The following is a 16,934-nucleotide window of genomic DNA, read 5'->3' as shown; positions in this document are numbered from 1 at the left end:
CCAATGAATCAGTTCAACAATTAAAATCTGAGATTCTTCTTTTCACTTATTTCCCCAGTGCTCTGCCATCATTTGAGCATTCTCCTCTGCATCAACTTTTATATATTTTAGAAAAGAAGATTCAGACCTATGCCCTGTGATCTTCATAATCCCAATGGAAGGAAAACCCGATTTGTATAAATTAGTGGCAAATGAACGTCTTGCAGTGTGTATTTTGACAAGTTCACATTTTTCGTAATAGCTTGTAATTCGTTTCCCTCCTTTTGTTATTGATTTTGAAAATGTATCAACAATTCCCGCGAGGCGTGCAATTTCTTTTACGTGCAGATTGAGCTTTGGATTACTAATCACAGGTGGCAGTTTCCCATCGTATTTATCCAATATGCTTTTAACAACAGGATGCATTGGTATTATCACGCCATCTCTGGTTTTTTGTTGTTCTATATGAAAGCAATTGCCTTGCAAATTCTTAGCGTTTATCTTATGTAAATCACTAAATCGGACCCCGGTCCACGAAGCTATTAAGAATAGATCCTTGGAGCGTTCCAGCACAGGATTATCTTTTAAGTCAAGATCATAGATTCGGTCTAATTCCTCTTCATTAAGATATATCTCTATCGTTTCTTCATTCACCTTTTTGAAAGCACTGTTATTAAAGATATCATTACTATGAACACCTCTTTCATAAGACTTCCTTAAAACAGCTTTTAAGTCCTTTATATACCTTCCTACGGTATTCAGCGCATATTCCTGTATTTGAAGATAATCTTTAAAATCATCGTAGAAAGTCAGATCTATCTGCTCCCATTTTAATTCCCCATTAAACTCCCAGAGTTTATCCTTCAAATTCCTGTAGGCTGAAACTGTTGTACGTGCAAGATCAGATCTACTGGTATATGATTCAATCCACTCGAATATGGATATCCCATTATTACGAGATTTTTCAGGATGCAAATACTCGTCAACCACGTTTAAAAGCCACCCTTTCCCTTTGTTTCCATCCGCTTGAGATTTATCAACAACATACATCTCCAGTTTTTTCAAGCGTGCGACCATGTTATCTTTTCCACGGAACATCTTACGGTTGAATTTCTGTCTGGAAAGATCCCAGTATTGCAATTGACATTTTTCACCGGTTGCTGTTGCCTGATCAAGCTTGCCCTCTTTGTAACGGATCCTGATTGATACAAATTTTTTAGGATCAGATACCGTTGTGTTGACTTTGAAATATACTTTCCCCATGATTTTGAAAAAGCGGTAAAGATAAGATTACAGGGTATGACTTTGAAAATTCATACCCGAAACTTTTAAAATGTTTTAAACTTATCTGTCCGCCAGGTTTTACATTAATAATTTGCTTTTTGTTCTCATTTCAATCAAAATATAGGGTAGAATCCACTTCGGTTCAAAATGGTATATTTTATGAATTCCTTGTGGGACAACAGGCAAAAAGCTTAACTATTTAATAGTTAGGCTTTTTTGTTCAAAACATTAATGTGATTGCACACATATTACCACACGATACATGCCGTTTTCAACAATGCAAAATACTTAAAACCCGATCGATAAATTTACAAAACTACGAAACCAGAAAACCTTAAGCATACCTTTTATAATACAGAATTCCAGAACTTAGCCTATTTAAAATCTCTGTCCCAGATTAAGGTAATTTCTCTGCTGACGGAATCCGGTTAAATACACGATTTCCCGGTTTATGGAGCAGTTTCTGATCTGCAAAATCCAGGATAGCATTCCAGTCTTCCATGGTCATGCCATGGCCACCCTCGCGAAAATGCATCCCCAGATTATCCTTAACCCCAAGAAATTCATATACCGGTTGAGCACTCTGTACAGTCTGTAATGCAGCATAGGCCCTTCCGTACTCATCGTTAAACGCATTACACAGTATAAAAAGCCGCGGAGCCGTTAATGCAGGTAGCCAGTGCTGATCGCAGGGAAGGTGTGTCGTCAGGTTTCTGAATTTCTCAAAATTCGGACCAAACCAGTAGGTATTCTGATCAACAACCTCAGTAATGCCCTGCCCCAGGCCATTTCCCATTTCTTTGCCTGAAAAACGCCATGCCATACCACCTGCAACAGGTGCTGTCATTGCAATTCGTTCATCCAAGGCACCGGCAAGCAATACGGCCTGTCCAAGCCGCGACACACCTGAAATGATAATCTTATCCTCATCAATCAAAGGATCTGTCTCCAGGTAATCCACTACACGCGATATGCCCCATGCCCATGCTGAAAAATCTCTCCAGTCATACTCCGGATAATGTGGAAAAAATGCGGTCTCATTCCAGCTCGAAGCGTCAGCACCAAGCTGATTATAAGGGATCGTAACCACCGCATAACCGCGCTTCAGCGGTTCCCCGGCAAAGTAGATCCCTGAACGCTCTGCATTAAAACTAAGCGTAACAAATACCGGATATCCCGTTTCAGGTCCTTCATCAGCAGGAGTGAATATGCCCACGTCAAAACCACATACAGCATTGGGTCCGAATGTCAGGTGTTGCTTTCTATAATTTGCAGTAAGCGTGCTGTCTTTATTTACAGGAATACCGTATTCACTCGAAATAGTTGTAGCTTTTACATTCCCCGGAGCCGGAGGCATATGTCCGTATTCATAGTCTTCAAGAATACGTATCATCTCCTGACGACGGATCTGCCATTGTTCTGCAGTTGTAACCTTTGTTCCGTCATTCATGGTTAGTGGATCCGGCATCTCCTTTGATTCCAGTAACTCATCAGCAGAAACAGTCATGGTGAATCTACCCTGAGCAAATATCCCCTGATCAGGAATAATAACAGTCAACATGAGTACAAATGTCTTTAATATAAAGCCTGTGTAATTCATATGATATTGTTTTAACTTCAAAATACTTTTATACCCTGACACAGAAGCGGTCCCGGGCGAAATGATAAAGATAAGCATTCCCTTTTGAGAAAAGTTCCATTATTGACATGTTCTATGAAATGGAAAAGTAAATGAAAAAAACAGGTGTGCTGTTTCAATCTAATTGAAAACACCTTGCATAACGTTAATATTTTTACGGTTATACAAAATTCTTTCGGAGGAAAATACCGGATAAAAGATATCTGGTATACGGTTTGAAAGTATTGTAGCTGACATTTTTTGTCTGCTCTTATTATCAACTTTTTGAAAAAAAATGACAGAATAAGTGCTATATGTTACACTTTATTGAAAGGAAAAATTGTTTGTTTGCATGATTAACGTATACCATTATTTAAATTGGTACGGGAAGAGCATTTTAATATGAACACTATTTATACGAACCGAATCATAATGACATGTATTGCAGTTGCAGCATTCATGTTGAACGTACAGGCGCAGGAACAAGGTGACACAGTTTCAGTTGGCAACACAAAATTTGTATTACTGAGCCATAACCTGATTTCCAATCCAGGTTTTGAAGATGGATTTACCGGATGGACAGACGCTACTCCTTCCGCAGCACAGCTCTCTTCGGCTTATTTTTCACTGACAGAACCCGGTGGCATCGACAACTCTAAATTTCTTGTCGGAACAACAAATTCCAGTTCTGCAGCTGCCGGTTCCATCGGTACAGGATGGAGCATTGAACCGGATAAGACCTATTATTTTTCCTATAATGTAAAGTACCTGAATGCCTCAACTGCTGCAGTCCCCGAAGTGTGGCTGAAAGTATCACTGACAAATGATCCAACCAGCAATGCGGAACCTTCAATTCTTATTGACACCACAACAGTGAATGGCGGTGGGGTATGGACAAAAAATGCGGTAGGGTTTACAAACACATTCCCATACAACAACATCGTGGCGCGTTTTCGCTGGTTGAACAACAGGTTTGGGTTTGATAATTTTGCGCTTCACGAGGCATATGAAATACCGGATAGTGCAGGGCTGCAATCCACCATTCAACAGGCACAGGATTTATACGATGCATCATCAGCGGGAGCACAGGACCTGCAGGATGCAATTACATCTGCAGAGGGTCTGCTGACCAGTACTTCCGCTATTGAAGTACGGCTTGCCATTTCAAATCTGAAAGATGCCATGTTTAACTTTAAACTGGCAAATGCAAGCTCATCAGAACCATTGGACATGACAAGTATCATCATCAACCCGAGCTTCGAGTCCGGGTTTACCGGATGGACAAATGACGGTTTCGCCACACAATCCAATACTGTATTTCCGGCAAAAGACGGTACTTTATACGCTGAGAAATGGGTAAATAGAGGCACCAGGGTACCCGATGTGAGTGTGCAACAACTATTAAATGATATACCCAATGGCCATTACACAATGTCTGCCAATTGCGGAAATATTCAACAAACCGGATCCGGAAGTTCAACGAACGTCGGTAATGCTCAAACAGGTGCGTCACTTTTCGCCGGAGATTATGCCATGACAGCAGATACGATAAAACTTCGTTCTGTAAGTTTCTTCGTGTTTGATAATCAGGTTACGATTGGTTTTAAAACTCAAAACGCTACCGGAAACTGGGTTACCTGTGATAATTTCCGTTTGGTATATAAAGGTTATGATGTAGATGCTATCAAATCCTATTTACAAATACAGGTTGACACAGCCCATGTATTGTTGAGCGCAAAGATGCAGAACAACGTGCGAGCCGAACTTGTTGCATCGGTTAACCTCTCGGAACAGGCCATCGCGGATCAAAATATAACAAAGGATTCCTTGTCGAATATTATTTTAAACATACAAAGTAGTTCAGCCGGGGCAAAAACATCAATCACAGCTTATAACAATTTGCATAATGTGATTGATCTGGCTACAACGCTTTATGGCGATGGAAGTGGAAATGAAGCAACTGCATTGCAAACAGCCATTAATGCTGCGACAGCTATTGTTAACGATCTCAATGCTTCACTGACACAGATAGAAACTGCTGCTAAGGGAATGGACAGAGCAATCCTTGTGTATCGTTTAGCCAATGCCACAGGAGCTGCTCCTGTTGTAGTAACTAATCCAATGTGTCTTCGTGGTGCAACAAAAGCATTTGGCCGCAGCACAATTACAGGATTTGCTGTTTCTGGCTTGCTGGAACACGGTTTCTGCTGGAGTACCAGTCCGAACCCTACAGTACTGGACAACCGTACAACCAGCTACTTTTCACACAACGGTTATATCTACAGGATGGAAAATCTGACGCCATCTACCGTGTATTATGTTCGTGCATACGCCATGACCAAAGGCTATGCAGTGGGCTACGGTGATGTGGTTAAAGTGATAACCATACCAAAAGGTACCGCAACATACTGGTATAATTATGGCGGTCCGGAAGATGCAGACGCACGTATTGCAGCTGCGTTGGAAGAAGCCACTGACTACCGGAATAATCTGACAAGCATCAAGGGTTTACATATTACCTGTTCTTATGGCTCAGGCACTCCGACTGCAGACTGCAGTTACGGTGGATCGATGAGAATTGGTCCTAATTCAGCCTATCAGCGTACAGGCACCGTTTTACACGAAATGGAACATGCCATGGGCGTAGGTACACATTGGATGTGGTATGGACCTAATTCTGTATTGAGATCAAATGGATCAAGAGGTTTATGGCTTGGCGACCGGGCGAATAATGTAGTCCGTTTCCTGGAAAACAGTAATGCAGGCACTGTTACGGGCGATGCAGTCCATATGTGGTCTACAGGCTTTGCTTCACCGCTGAATTACGGGATTAACGGGGCACAGGAAGATGACGGTTCTGAATTGTTATACACTGCAAATTCTTTGTTAATACAGGCACTTTGCGAAGATGGTCTTATTCCTACCAGTGGCTTTAGCCTACCTGCATATACGCTTGATACGGAAGATACCATTAAATATTATGTGAAGAACGAAAATGCACAGACCGGACGTGACGATGCTTTTGTGGTACTGGATGGATCCGGAAATCTGGCAAATCGTATCATGACTTCAGCTCAGGCCTTAGCTAACGACAGTGCAGCATGGAACATCGACTTTAATCCTGTTAACTGCTACTACACTATTAAGAATGTGGCTACCGGCAGGTATTTTACATACCGGTCAACAGGTTCTAACGGTATCTCAACAGTCTCAAGATCACAACCCTATAGTGCCGATTATTTTCAACTGATGGAAGCACGCGTGGAAACTAAAGTTGGTGACCTTACAAAAAAAGGTTACTGGATTATTCATCCCGAAGCTAAAAGTTCTCCTGCCTGTTTGACCGCCATTGCCAGCGAAATAACTTCTACAAGTGGGTTCAATATTGCAAACACATCTACAACGCAACGCTGGCTACTTCTGTCTTCAGGTGAAGTTGAACAGCTTAATCAGACCACTCCTGTAACCGATGTAGAGGCAGACCAGAAGTCAGATATTTGGGTATATTCTGAAAACCAGAATCTACATATCGAAAATATCATTCCGGGTTCTGATGTCATCGTCTTTGATATATCAGGCGCTGTGAGGTTGCGTACGCATGAGCTTGTTACTTCCTTTACTCATAAAATGCCTGAAGGCATATATTTTGTTGCCATTAGATCCGATAGAATACAGCAAGTAAAAAAAGTGATTGTGAAATAGAAAAAGTATTCTTGCTCATAAAGGCGAAGAAATAATACACCTGAAAAGGCTGTTCCAAAATTAATTTTGAGACAGCCTTTTTTTGTCTCAATTCCGGATACATCATAATTAAAGAACTGTCCATTTTTATCAGCTCAACAGACATTGTAAGTCTACTCTTTTCAATTCCTCTTAAAAGATTCCGGGATTAATTTTTAAATTTATCCTTCCAAAAACTCTTTTATGAAAAAATCAAAGGTTGCGGTTGTTACAGGTGGTGCACAAGGCATAGGGAAAGCTATCTGTGAAGCATTCAAAGAACATGGCATTACAGTTTGTACTATAGACTTACAGGAAAATGATTATTATGTCGGGAACATTGCTGATGAAACTGTTCTCAGAACATTTGCTGCAAAAGTTATCTCTGATTATGGCAAGATTGACTATCTCATCAACAATGCCTGCCTGACCAAAGGCGGTTTAAACAGTTGCAGCTACAGCGATTTTAATTATGTGCTGCGGATTGGGGTTTCAGCCCCGTTTTTGTTAACACAGTTGTTTATGGATCATTTAAATCCGGATGCCAGCATCGTAAACATCTCTTCCACCCGGCACCTGATGAGCCAGGCTGACACCGAAAGCTATACCGCTGCGAAGGGTGGAATCACTGCGTTGACCCATGCGATGGCTGTTACACTTGCCGGGAAAGCACGGGTGAATGCTGTTTCTCCGGGATGGATTGATACCACCAATACAGAATACAAAGGGTCTAATGCAGAACAGCATCCCGCAGGCCGTGTGGGTAATCCCTCTGATATTGTAAATGCGGTTATGTTTTTATGCGATACTAAAAGCAGTTTTATCACAGGTCAAAACCTAACAGTAGATGGCGGTATGACCAAACTTATGATTTACCATAACGATAAGGGTTGGACGTATAATCCGGAATAATTATTTAAAAAGAAAACCCCGCCTGGGAACGGCGGGGCTATACTTTTCATTCAAACGTAAGGTAATTTTCTATGATGCTGTAAAGATACGGTGTTCCATTGTAATAAAAATCACTGTTTTCAGTGAAACTGCATCTAACTGAAAACCGTTAGAAATCACCAAACTGTTTTAAAACAGCTCCATAGAACTTAAATCAAAACGCCAACATTTTAAGGAATTACAACTTTTTACTTAACTTTACTGACCACTTGAATAAGTTGAATTAAATTACGACCATGAAAAACAAAATTTACCTCACAGCATTTTTTATGCTCTTCTGTTTCTTTATTACCTTATCAGCATTTAATGAACATGCATCACCAAATACAGTTGAAACAGATCCCGGCACACTCGTCTTAAAACATTCGTATACATTTGAAGATGGCACAGCCAAAGATCTGGTAGGAAATGCTGATGGGACATTAGTGGGTGAAAAGATTAAAATTGAAAATGGTAAATGCACGGTATCCGGTGCAGCATCGCCCACAGATGGATATCTGTCCTTTGACGCTAAAAAAATCGCTTTAAATACGTATAGCGCAATAACCCTGGAAATATATATAGAGACCGGTATTGATTTTAATGCAAAATATACGCAGCTTGCCTATTTTGGTTCATCTACCAATGGTTATAGCAGTTTATGGATACAACCAACCATGCCAGCTCCTGAAACCCGTATATCTACATATAATGATAATGCCCTGACAAATTATACCACTGTGTATATAAATGGGATTGATTTGGATGATGGGAATAAACACCATATTGTTGGAATTTTAAGTCCAGACTCCCTATTGTATTTTCTGGACGGAGAGTTTCTCGGTAGTTCAGTAACAAATGAGAATTTCATTAGTACCTTATCTACGGAATTAGCACAACTTTTTAAGGGACCTGATGTTTGGCCGGATGCAAACTATAATGGATCAATTGATGAATTCAATATTTACGAAGGGAATATGGACAGAGCAACAATCAGAACAAATGCAGTTTCCTATTTGGGTAATCCTGTAAAAGTATGTTATGTAAGTGCTAACCGGCAGATGGCCGAAACAGCAAGCCCTGTAGATCAGGATCCAATCATTAGAATGTTGAAGGATGATCCAAAATTTATGACCTCCGTTTATATTATAGAAGATAATGTAGATATTGATCTCAGCAGATTTGATATTGCGATAGTTCAGGAAAGCATATTATCGGGGAATGATATACTTAAGCCAGGAAAATCACTTGGTCTGGCAACTATCCCAATACCATTTATTTACAATAAAACTTACGCCTTTCGCGATGGAAGAGCACTCGAAACTGGCGGTGGAATTTCAAGTACGGTCAGCGGATTATCAATTTATGTCGATCCGAATGATCAGTTTAATCCTCTGTTTAATGGAATTTCGTTTTCGGACAACTCAATCAGGATCTTCAATTCAGCAGCTGCAGATGATGGGTCTGATGGAACTAAGTCGTTTACGTATACACAAAGTCTTACGATGAGTGGGACCAATACACCGCTGGCAACTGATGGGTCATTTACGGCTGATGATTCAACCATATTTCTGAATGATATCCCTTCAGGAACAACCCTCGGCGACCAGACTACGCAAGCCAGAATGATTGCCTTTGGAATGAATTTTGGAACCATATGTAAAGACTATGGGACAAACCTTACTCACGATGGACTTACTCTATGGCGAAATGCAGTTTATTCACTGGCAGGACTTCAAATTCCGGTTTTTAGTGTTGATTTGAAAGAAAACCATTGCACTTCTCCTGTAAAAATCTATCCAACCATTTCTTCCGGCTCATTCAATGTGAAGTTTCATGCAGGTTTAGGCATGGTAAGCATATTTAATTTATCAGGGGAAAAAATTCAGGAATTTGTGGCCGAATCAGATAACGTGCAATTCAACATCAATGGAACACCGGGTGTATATATTGTAAAAATTGATTCTCAAAACAGAATCCAGACTTTCAAAGTCATAAAAACGGATTGATTATAAAGGAAAGCAGCAACAGCTACCTTATTCATATTTATTTTCCGCTGGTACTGACTGTACCTGATACACCAAGCATTTGCAGTAAAAAATCACTCCTGTCAGTGGCATGCAGCTCATTGAGGTCATCTGCCATAACAAATCCGGGATCTTCATTTTGCAAATACTGCAGATCCTTATTAAAGGATGTTTCGTCACGAAGAAGAAGATCCAAGGTTAAGCGATAAGTCCTGTATTGCTCCGGATTTTGGTTCTCCGGCTTTGTGTCCCGGTATTCCCGGTCCACCCTATTTCTGTACTCCGCGTATAACTGCCTTGCAGAATCGGGTTTATGGTTTAATTCCAAAGCAACGCCATAATACAGATATCCCTTGTCATCATCCGGTCTGATTTGGATCAGCTCACCCAACGTTGTTTCAGCTTTGGGAAAGTTCTGAAGTTCGAGATAAAGCTTAGCCTGGTTATAATAAAAGATATAATGTTTTTTGCGATAGGATTTCGCCTTTTCCAGAAGCTCAATTGCTTTTTCCTTTGCTTCAGTATCATTTACGCCCTTATGTGCACCATACACTATATTCAGGGCTCTGTCATTCAGATAGTCACTGTAAGCATATTTAAAAAGATAATACGATGGATACAATAATATCAGAACGGTTATTCCAATGAATTTCAAATTCTTTTTAAGCTCTTTGTTCATTTAATTGCCGGTTTTCTTTAAGCCTTCGTAAAGGGTAAATATATTCAATTTTCATTTCATTACACCTAAAAACTGCATCACTTTATCATTGAACCCTTCCGGATTTTCCAGGTTACTTACATGCCCGGCACCGGGAACAATCTCCTGTTTGGCCAACGGTATTAAATCTACAATTTTACGATGCTTGTGTGCATCTACACTTCCAGTTAAAACAAGAACCGGAACCGTGATATTCTGGTTTCTGATCATCTCTTCATCCTCCTTTCCGTACAAAACACGCGCTTCCACATGCGTTGGCTGCCACTGGCTCCAGCGATAGATCATATCCCATAACTTCGGCTCGATGGATTTAGCATTTGGCCCACCGGAATTGACCAGACCATCCAGCCAGTTAAATTTATGTTCTATTAGTCCTCCCTCAATATATTCTCTTATTTTTCTCTTTTCTTTTACAATAGTTTCTTTAGTCCAGGGTTCATCCGGTCCCGGAGAACTTCGCAAATCACCGCTGGCAAGAGTTACAGATAAAAGTCGGTTCTGATACTTTGCAATCATATCGGTAGCAATGAATCCTCCCATGGATAAGCCCACAACATGTGCTTTATCGATTTTCAGATAATCCATCAAGGCCACAAGATCCTCCACATGTAAAAACTGTTGTCCTTCAACCTGCGAAGCTGAACGGCCGTAACCCCGTACATCGTATACTATTGTGCGAAAATATTTCGCAAATACTCCAAACTGAGGATCCCATTCCGTATGATCAAACGAATGGCCATGAATAAATATAAGTGGCTCTCCAGATCCGGCTTCCTGGTAATACAACCGGGTTCCGTTCACGCCGGCATATCCCGTTTTTACAGAATCCGGCAACTGTGCAGTCTGAATAATATTGCGGATCCAGAACGACAGCACCGGAACCGCTAATTCGGCATCCTTGTCGTGTTGCTGACTGACAGGATTTAGCCGGAACATAAACAAACCAACAATATGATTTATAGTATCTGTCCAGCAACACGCCTTTGCATGTTGACTTAAAGCATCAGAATCCCTGTCATGAAGATTCTTAATGCTCACCATTCCATTATTATAAAGCGTTGCAATACGTTGAAATAAGCTATCCTGTTTTATAGAATCGCTATTCAACAGCACACTGGTTTGAGCAGAAATGGAGTTTTTATTTAATGGAGTAAACGCTTTCACGTAATCATCAAATTGTTCTTTAAGGGCAGTATCTGCTCCGAATACTTTTTTCAGCAGTACCATATCATCCCCAGTCACATATAGTGCACCGGAGCTTATATTCCCCTGATTCATCCATGCATTGATCAGAGTATCCAATGGCGAAAAATCATAATTCCGGGTAGTTACTGAAGGATCAGCAACTACCGTTTTGCAACTCTGAGAAACGATGGGTAAAAGAAGAATACAGACGAATACCTTAAAAACATTGTGAATATTCATGGATCAAAAATAAACCATAAAAGCCTGCCATACAAACCGGCTGTCACATTTTAAATGTTTCACTTGTGACCCGGTAATAACAGGCATCCTCAATACCATGACACGGAGCCATTTTCCAGTACGTCATGCCCATTTTTTCCAATACACGTATGGAAGCTTTATTAGCGAGCGCAGCACGACCTATGATTTCTGCCATTTTTAGTTGATTAAAACCATATTCCAGGGTGCTCTTTGCCGCCTCTGTGGCATACCCCTTTCCCCACTCATTCTTAAAAAACCGGAATCCGACATCAATCATATTCTCCTCATTCAGTTTAAGCCCGCACCAACCCAGAAATTCATGTGTCGATTTGAGGATCACCGCCCATCGGCCAAATCCGTTTTTTCTATAATCATCATAATTCCGAATAAATTCTTCGGCTTCGGTCACATTTCCAAAAGACGAATCACCGGTGTATCGTAAAACTTCCGGATCAGAATTTAACAGGTAAAACGCTTCTGCATCCTCTAGTTGGAACTCCCTGAGGATAAGCCTCGAAGTTTCTTTAACAGGTGTTGGTGTCATAACAAATTATCAGGATTCTGCTTTAATAACATCGTTGTAGAACGTTTGTTTATTGGCTGAAAATCCGATTATCAGGGCCGGAATAGTCCAGACGATGCCATTAGTCAGCATAATTCCGATATGGTTTAACGATCCTTCGAAGAAGAAAAAGAAGCCTAGGTTCAGCGACAAATGAAATAATGAAGCCACTAAGATATTGTAGGATGTTCCCCGTAACATCCACGTCACAACCACTGATGATGATACCGTAAACAACAGGAACGACAACATAAAAGCCACTCCGTTTGCATAGAGTTGAGCATGCCACAGCCCCCAGAATATACCGGTAAATATTCCCGATAATAAAACCGAAAATTTCTTTTCAAAATAAGGTTGTAAAAATCCTCTCCATCCTATCTCTTCACCAACAGCTCCAAGAATCATTCCCGGAAGCACAGGCCAAAGTGCACTCAACCGGTGTTTGGTAATAATCATTGGGAAATCCATCATATTGCCGATCAGGTATACCTTAAACAGGATCAAAAAAGGTAAAATAAAAGCGAGTACCATTTTATAGATGTTCCATGGATCTGCCTTGAAATTCAACGTAAAACTGATGTCGCGAAAAATTAAGGATAAAAGTAAAAATGCCAGTACAGGGGCAAGCTGAGGCAGCATTACAAACGAATAATTGAGGGAAAGAATCTCCTGTAAACCGCCAAATACAAGCGTAACAGTAAAAACTAAGAGAATAAAAACCAATACTCTTCCACTAAACTTCTTCATCCCTTTATTTTAAAATCAGTGCATAATTACGAAATAATCATTACATATCCCCAATCATATTTATTTTTTTATATATGTTAAACTACTTAAATTTATAACCACCATTTGGATTTATTCGTTTAAGTAATAAATTGCATGGTCTTTGCTTAACTTTGTTATGATATGAGCAAATACATAATCATATTTCTTTTCATTGTATCTGGTCTGTTCCCGGCATTTTCCGAGAGCAAAGCTACTGCAATGGCCGATATTCCGCCTGCTACTGTTCCACAGAAAGACACCATTTACATGAAAATTCTACCACAGATTGATGTTTACCCGCGTCCGGTTTTCAAAAATAACAGGCAGCGCAGATTATATAACCGTTTGATCAGGGATGTCAGGATTACTTTACCTTATGCTAAACAGGCAGCAAATATCCTGGACAATGTTAACGATTCCCTGCAGAACATTAAAGGCGAAAAGGCCAGGAAAGAGTATCTTAAAAGTGTGGAGAAAGATCTGTTTTCAGAATTTGAGCAGCCATTAAGAAAACTCACTTTTTCACAAGGCAGACTTTTGATTAAGCTTGTTGACCGTGAATGTCAGCAAAATTCTTTCGAACTTGTTAAATTATACAGAGGCGGGTTCTCTGCATTCTTCTGGCAGGGTATTGCACGTATTTTTGGCGCGAACCTTAAAGCCGAATACGACGCAAAGGGTGAAGATCTTCAAACGGAGCAGGTAGTCAGAATGGTTGAGCTAGGCCTTCTGTAATTAGTTAACCAGGTGTTTTAAGCGACCTATCAGCTCGTTGCCCAGTGCTTCCTTTTTAACCATATGTTCCTTTATGGCGGCAACCGCTTCATGTTGTTCAAAATCGCCCCGAACCTGTTCAAAATCTATCTTTCTGTTAAAGTCATCCCCGTCGGCACCAAAACCGGTTTGCTTGGATAGGGTAAATTCTTTCCGGGCATCCTCGTATAACATTTTATCCAAACCTATCACACTATCTTTCCAACGTTCCACAATACGGACCACATCAGTTGCAGTAAATTTATCGTAACTCTTTTTCTCCTCCTGTTCCAGAATATCCATTGCCCAGGTCCATTCGATATCGTAATATTTCTTATGCAGGAATTTAAAGGTCTTATTAACCTCTTTCAAACTCTTAATAGCGCCGTTTTCAATCCGGTCCAAAAGATCATTAATGGCTTCCTGTGGTGCTATTAGTCCGGCCAGATCAATCCATTCGCCTTTGCCAAGTTCTTCATCCGGTTTTAAACGCTTACAGATTTCCTCATCGGAACCGAATTGCAGATTTTCAAGCCTTTTGATAATAGAGTTTCCCAAAAATTTATTGATCCCGATCTGATACAGTTCAATCCCACGCAACAATGATTTTTTTTCTATTACCACATTATGAAAGGTATATTGTTCTGCCCGCTCGCCTGAAATTTCAAATAAATGTTTCAGAATCACACGGCCTGCAATCATTTTACGAATGGTAAAAGGACTCAACAGGTTGAAATTGATATAATCCAGCTTAACCGGATCCTGACGTCGGTCCCTCCGGGGCCATTTTTGTGCATCCCGAATAGTACCAACACTTTTCAGGTTAATAGCCGGAACCAAAACGCTCTCATCCTTATTTTCTATCATGTAAGAAAAAGGAAGATCGCTGGTATCGGAATTTTTATAATGCCTTCCCATAACCAGTGTAAACGGCCCTACTTTAGCTGGCCAAAGCAGATATGAATCACTGGTTGTTTTTGCACCCCGCTCCATAATGCCCTGATGAATAGGCCCCAGCTTGTACATATGGTTACTCTGGTTTGAGCCACTACCTGCATTACAAAACGAGAAGTATCCTGCAATTAATAAGGTTGATTTATGGTGTGTCACCGTAAATGGTGCAGCGAAGATAGAGCAGGCTTCACCATGATAGCCTTCAAAATTGGAGAAAAACAGTGAATTCTCTGCCGAATAATGTTTACCCATTTTACATCCCTGCCCTACAAAGCAACTTTCAAGGATCACCGACTCGGCAATTTTTGATCCTGACGACACAATGCTGTCCTCAATCTTTATTCCGCAACCGAGAAATACAGGATCGTGTTCGTTACTGTTAATACTGGCATTTTTTATAAAACTTACGCCCTCAATCACTGCACTGTCACCAATCCGCACATTCCTTAAAAACTGACAGTTTCTTATACTGGCCGATTTCCCAATGGTGCCCATGTCCGAAGTTACCGACTCTGCGTACTCATCTATCATCTGATACAACCGCTCAATGAGTTTCGGGCGATAACGGTAAAGTGCAATTATATAGGCCAAATGAGCAGAGAGGTAGTCAAACACAGGAACCTCGCGTCCACCGGTTTCGTTCAACACCTTAGCGTGAACACCGTTTCCAAATGAGGACTTCTCCGTAACCTCTATGATATCTACATTTTCAATCACCGTTTCATCGCCGATGTTGTAATTGGCAATATGATTCCTGATCTTATGGATATAAACATTATCACCTATGATACAATTATGTAAAAAAGCACCTGAAACGGACGAAGGTCTCCTGATACCACTGGAAAACAGATGATCTTTTTCCAGTACACCTATTTTTATTTTACCCGAGAATTGTGTTTTTTTAATCCGGTTCGGATTAAAACCATCTTTTACCATGACAAGATCCCAATCTTCACACTGGCAATCATGGCCTTCAAGTATTTCTATCTCAGAAGGATGTAGATTTCTATAGTTCATAGAGTCTGTTTAACCAAAAACGGAATTTAGTAAATTTTATTTCCCTTTGGATCCCAACAACTTAACCGTTTTTTTGTTTTTATTGTAGTAACAAAGATATAACCTTAGTAATTATGATTAAAAAAATTTTACTTATTCTCGCCATAATTATAGCCGGAGTGGTTATTTGGCTGGCGGTTATAGATGGTTCGTACCATGTGAAACGGACTGTTAAAGTTGATGTTCCTGTATCAAAAGCCTTTACATTTATTGCAGATTATAAAAACTGGAAAGACTGGTCGCCATGGCTGATCATGGAGAAAGATGCAGAAATGAACTATACCGGCGAGCCGGGAACACTGAATCATGGTTATTCCTGGAAAGGGAAACTCACAGGATCAGGCGAAATGACCACAACGAAACTGATACCTAATGAACTTATCGAAGAAGGATTGAATTTTAAAGAACCGTTCCCGTCAAATTCAGATGTATACTGGACATTCAAGGGTGATTCAACAGAAGCTGAGATCACCTGGGGCATGAAAGGGAAGATGCCATTCCTTTTTAAATTTATGGCTAAGCAGATGGAGCCAATGATAGGGATGGATTATGAAAGAGGCCTGAGCATGCTAAAGGAAAAACTGGAAACAGGGAAAGTAAGTTCTGAAGTGAACGTTCTGGGGGTAGAAAATGTGGATCAGCAGAATTATATAGGTATTGAAGGAGAACTTGAATTTGAAGCCCTGGATACATTTATGAATAATGCCTATATCCGGTTGGCCGATGTGATTAATCAGCATCCAAAGCTGGAAGTTGCAGGACATCCTCTCAGCATTTACAATGACTTTGGGATGGATGGTGGCCCGGTAAATATTATTGCAGCGATTCCGGTTCAGGGCGAGATAACTGAAATGGATGGCATTGTTTCGGGGATGCTTCCTGCAGGAAAAGCACTGAAAGTGCAGCACCTTGGGAAATATGAAAATACAGGCAACGCCTGGTCTGCGGCCTTTAGTTACATTCGTTATAACAAAATGAAGGCAGATAACTCAAAACAGGCATTCGAAATCTACACCACTGATCCGATGATGGAACCGGATCAGGACAAATGGGAAACTATTGTTTATGTACCTTTAAAGTAATGCGATAAAATATGAATCAGGATTTCATTTTTGGGAT

General features: G+C 40.4%; 12 protein-coding genes. 5 read left to right on the top strand and 7 right to left on the bottom strand.

What is annotated here, in order from left to right; genetic code table 11:
* Positions 1-42: 42 nt before the first annotated feature.
* Together ACE1ET_RS15935 and ACE1ET_RS15930 are read right to left on the bottom strand one after the other, a co-directional pair.
* A complete protein-coding gene (locus ACE1ET_RS15935) occupies positions 43-1,242 on the bottom strand; it encodes a site-specific integrase (protein ID WP_375729415.1) in 1,200 nt (399 codons plus the stop codon).
* A gap of 418 nt (positions 1,243-1,660) precedes the next feature.
* A complete protein-coding gene (locus ACE1ET_RS15930) occupies positions 1,661-2,863 on the bottom strand; it encodes a glucuronyl esterase domain-containing protein (protein WP_375729414.1) in 1,203 nt (400 codons plus the stop codon).
* A 450-nt stretch (positions 2,864-3,313) separates the two neighbouring features.
* Here ACE1ET_RS15930 and ACE1ET_RS15925 point away from each other — a divergent pair, with 450 nt between their 5' ends.
* The 3 genes from ACE1ET_RS15925 (at position 3,314) to ACE1ET_RS15915 (ending at position 9,540) form a co-directional block, all read left to right on the top strand.
* Positions 3,314-6,583: a hypothetical protein gene (locus tag ACE1ET_RS15925; RefSeq protein ID WP_375729413.1), complete on the top strand. Its 3,270-nt coding sequence runs from the start codon at positions 3,314-3,316 to the stop codon at positions 6,581-6,583.
* Between the two features lie 222 nt (positions 6,584-6,805).
* Positions 6,806-7,513, top strand: coding sequence for an SDR family oxidoreductase (locus ACE1ET_RS15920; RefSeq protein WP_375729412.1), 708 nt, complete (start codon positions 6,806-6,808; stop codon positions 7,511-7,513).
* Positions 7,514-7,788: 275 nt separating this feature from the next.
* Positions 7,789-9,540, top strand: a complete 1,752-nt coding sequence (locus ACE1ET_RS15915; protein WP_375729411.1) for a LamG-like jellyroll fold domain-containing protein — start codon at positions 7,789-7,791, stop codon at positions 9,538-9,540.
* Positions 9,541-9,577: 37 nt separating this feature from the next.
* On the opposite strand, the gene ACE1ET_RS15910 is transcribed toward ACE1ET_RS15915, so the two are convergent.
* The 4 genes from ACE1ET_RS15910 to ACE1ET_RS15895 are packed head-to-tail and all read right to left on the bottom strand — an operon-like array spanning position 9,578 to position 13,031.
* Entirely contained in the window at positions 9,578-10,237 is a 660-nt protein-coding gene (locus ACE1ET_RS15910; RefSeq protein WP_375729410.1) for a tetratricopeptide repeat protein, read from the bottom strand.
* A gap of 51 nt (positions 10,238-10,288) precedes the next feature.
* Entirely contained in the window at positions 10,289-11,701 is a 1,413-nt protein-coding gene (locus ACE1ET_RS15905) for an alpha/beta fold hydrolase (protein ID WP_375729409.1), read from the bottom strand.
* Between the two features lie 43 nt (positions 11,702-11,744).
* Positions 11,745-12,266 carry a GNAT family N-acetyltransferase gene (locus tag ACE1ET_RS15900; RefSeq protein ID WP_375729408.1) on the bottom strand — a complete coding sequence of 174 codons (522 nt, stop codon included), beginning with the start codon at positions 12,264-12,266 and terminating at the stop codon, positions 11,745-11,747.
* Between the two features lie 9 nt (positions 12,267-12,275).
* Positions 12,276-13,031 carry a CPBP family intramembrane glutamic endopeptidase gene (locus tag ACE1ET_RS15895; RefSeq protein ID WP_375729407.1) on the bottom strand — a complete coding sequence of 252 codons (756 nt, stop codon included), beginning with the start codon at positions 13,029-13,031 and terminating at the stop codon, positions 12,276-12,278.
* Between the two features lie 162 nt (positions 13,032-13,193).
* On the opposite strand from ACE1ET_RS15895, the gene ACE1ET_RS15890 reads away from it, so the two are divergent.
* Positions 13,194-13,787: a DUF4294 domain-containing protein gene (locus ACE1ET_RS15890; RefSeq protein WP_375729406.1), complete on the top strand. Its 594-nt coding sequence runs from the start codon at positions 13,194-13,196 to the stop codon at positions 13,785-13,787.
* Here ACE1ET_RS15890 and ACE1ET_RS15885 read toward each other — a convergent pair whose 3' ends face one another.
* Entirely contained in the window at positions 13,788-15,776 is a 1,989-nt protein-coding gene (locus ACE1ET_RS15885; protein ID WP_375729405.1) for a DUF4954 family protein, read from the bottom strand.
* A 113-nt stretch (positions 15,777-15,889) separates the two neighbouring features.
* On the opposite strand from ACE1ET_RS15885, the gene ACE1ET_RS15880 reads away from it, so the two are divergent.
* Positions 15,890-16,897, top strand: a complete 1,008-nt coding sequence (locus ACE1ET_RS15880; protein ID WP_375729404.1) for an SRPBCC family protein — start codon at positions 15,890-15,892, stop codon at positions 16,895-16,897.
* Positions 16,898-16,934: the final 37 nt, after the last annotated feature.

The organism is Quyinboa mangrovi (genome assembly GCF_042219825.1).
In the GTDB taxonomy this organism is placed as follows: domain Bacteria; phylum Bacteroidota; class Bacteroidia; order Bacteroidales; family UBA5342; genus JBHJHP01.
Note: the sequence above shows the minus strand (reverse complement) of the source record. Positions and strands in the feature narration are given on the sequence as shown.

Coding starts and splice junctions, on each gene's coding strand:
- ACE1ET_RS15915 (WP_375729411.1), top strand. CDS start 7,789: ATGAAAAACAAAATTTACCTCACAGCATTTTTTATGCTCTTCTGTTTC.
- ACE1ET_RS15925 (WP_375729413.1), top strand. CDS start 3,314: ATGACATGTATTGCAGTTGCAGCATTCATGTTGAACGTACAGGCGCAG.
- ACE1ET_RS15920 (WP_375729412.1), top strand. CDS start 6,806: ATGAAAAAATCAAAGGTTGCGGTTGTTACAGGTGGTGCACAAGGCATA.
- ACE1ET_RS15895 (WP_375729407.1), bottom strand. CDS start 13,031: ATGAAGAAGTTTAGTGGAAGAGTATTGGTTTTTATTCTCTTAGTTTTT.
- ACE1ET_RS15905 (WP_375729409.1), bottom strand. CDS start 11,701: ATGAATATTCACAATGTTTTTAAGGTATTCGTCTGTATTCTTCTTTTA.
- ACE1ET_RS15930 (WP_375729414.1), bottom strand. CDS start 2,863: ATGAATTACACAGGCTTTATATTAAAGACATTTGTACTCATGTTGACT.
- ACE1ET_RS15885 (WP_375729405.1), bottom strand. CDS start 15,776: ATGAACTATAGAAATCTACATCCTTCTGAGATAGAAATACTTGAAGGC.
- ACE1ET_RS15900 (WP_375729408.1), bottom strand. CDS start 12,266: ATGACACCAACACCTGTTAAAGAAACTTCGAGGCTTATCCTCAGGGAG.
- ACE1ET_RS15910 (WP_375729410.1), bottom strand. CDS start 10,237: ATGAACAAAGAGCTTAAAAAGAATTTGAAATTCATTGGAATAACCGTT.
- ACE1ET_RS15890 (WP_375729406.1), top strand. CDS start 13,194: ATGAGCAAATACATAATCATATTTCTTTTCATTGTATCTGGTCTGTTC.
- ACE1ET_RS15880 (WP_375729404.1), top strand. CDS start 15,890: ATGATTAAAAAAATTTTACTTATTCTCGCCATAATTATAGCCGGAGTG.
- ACE1ET_RS15935 (WP_375729415.1), bottom strand. CDS start 1,242: ATGGGGAAAGTATATTTCAAAGTCAACACAACGGTATCTGATCCTAAA.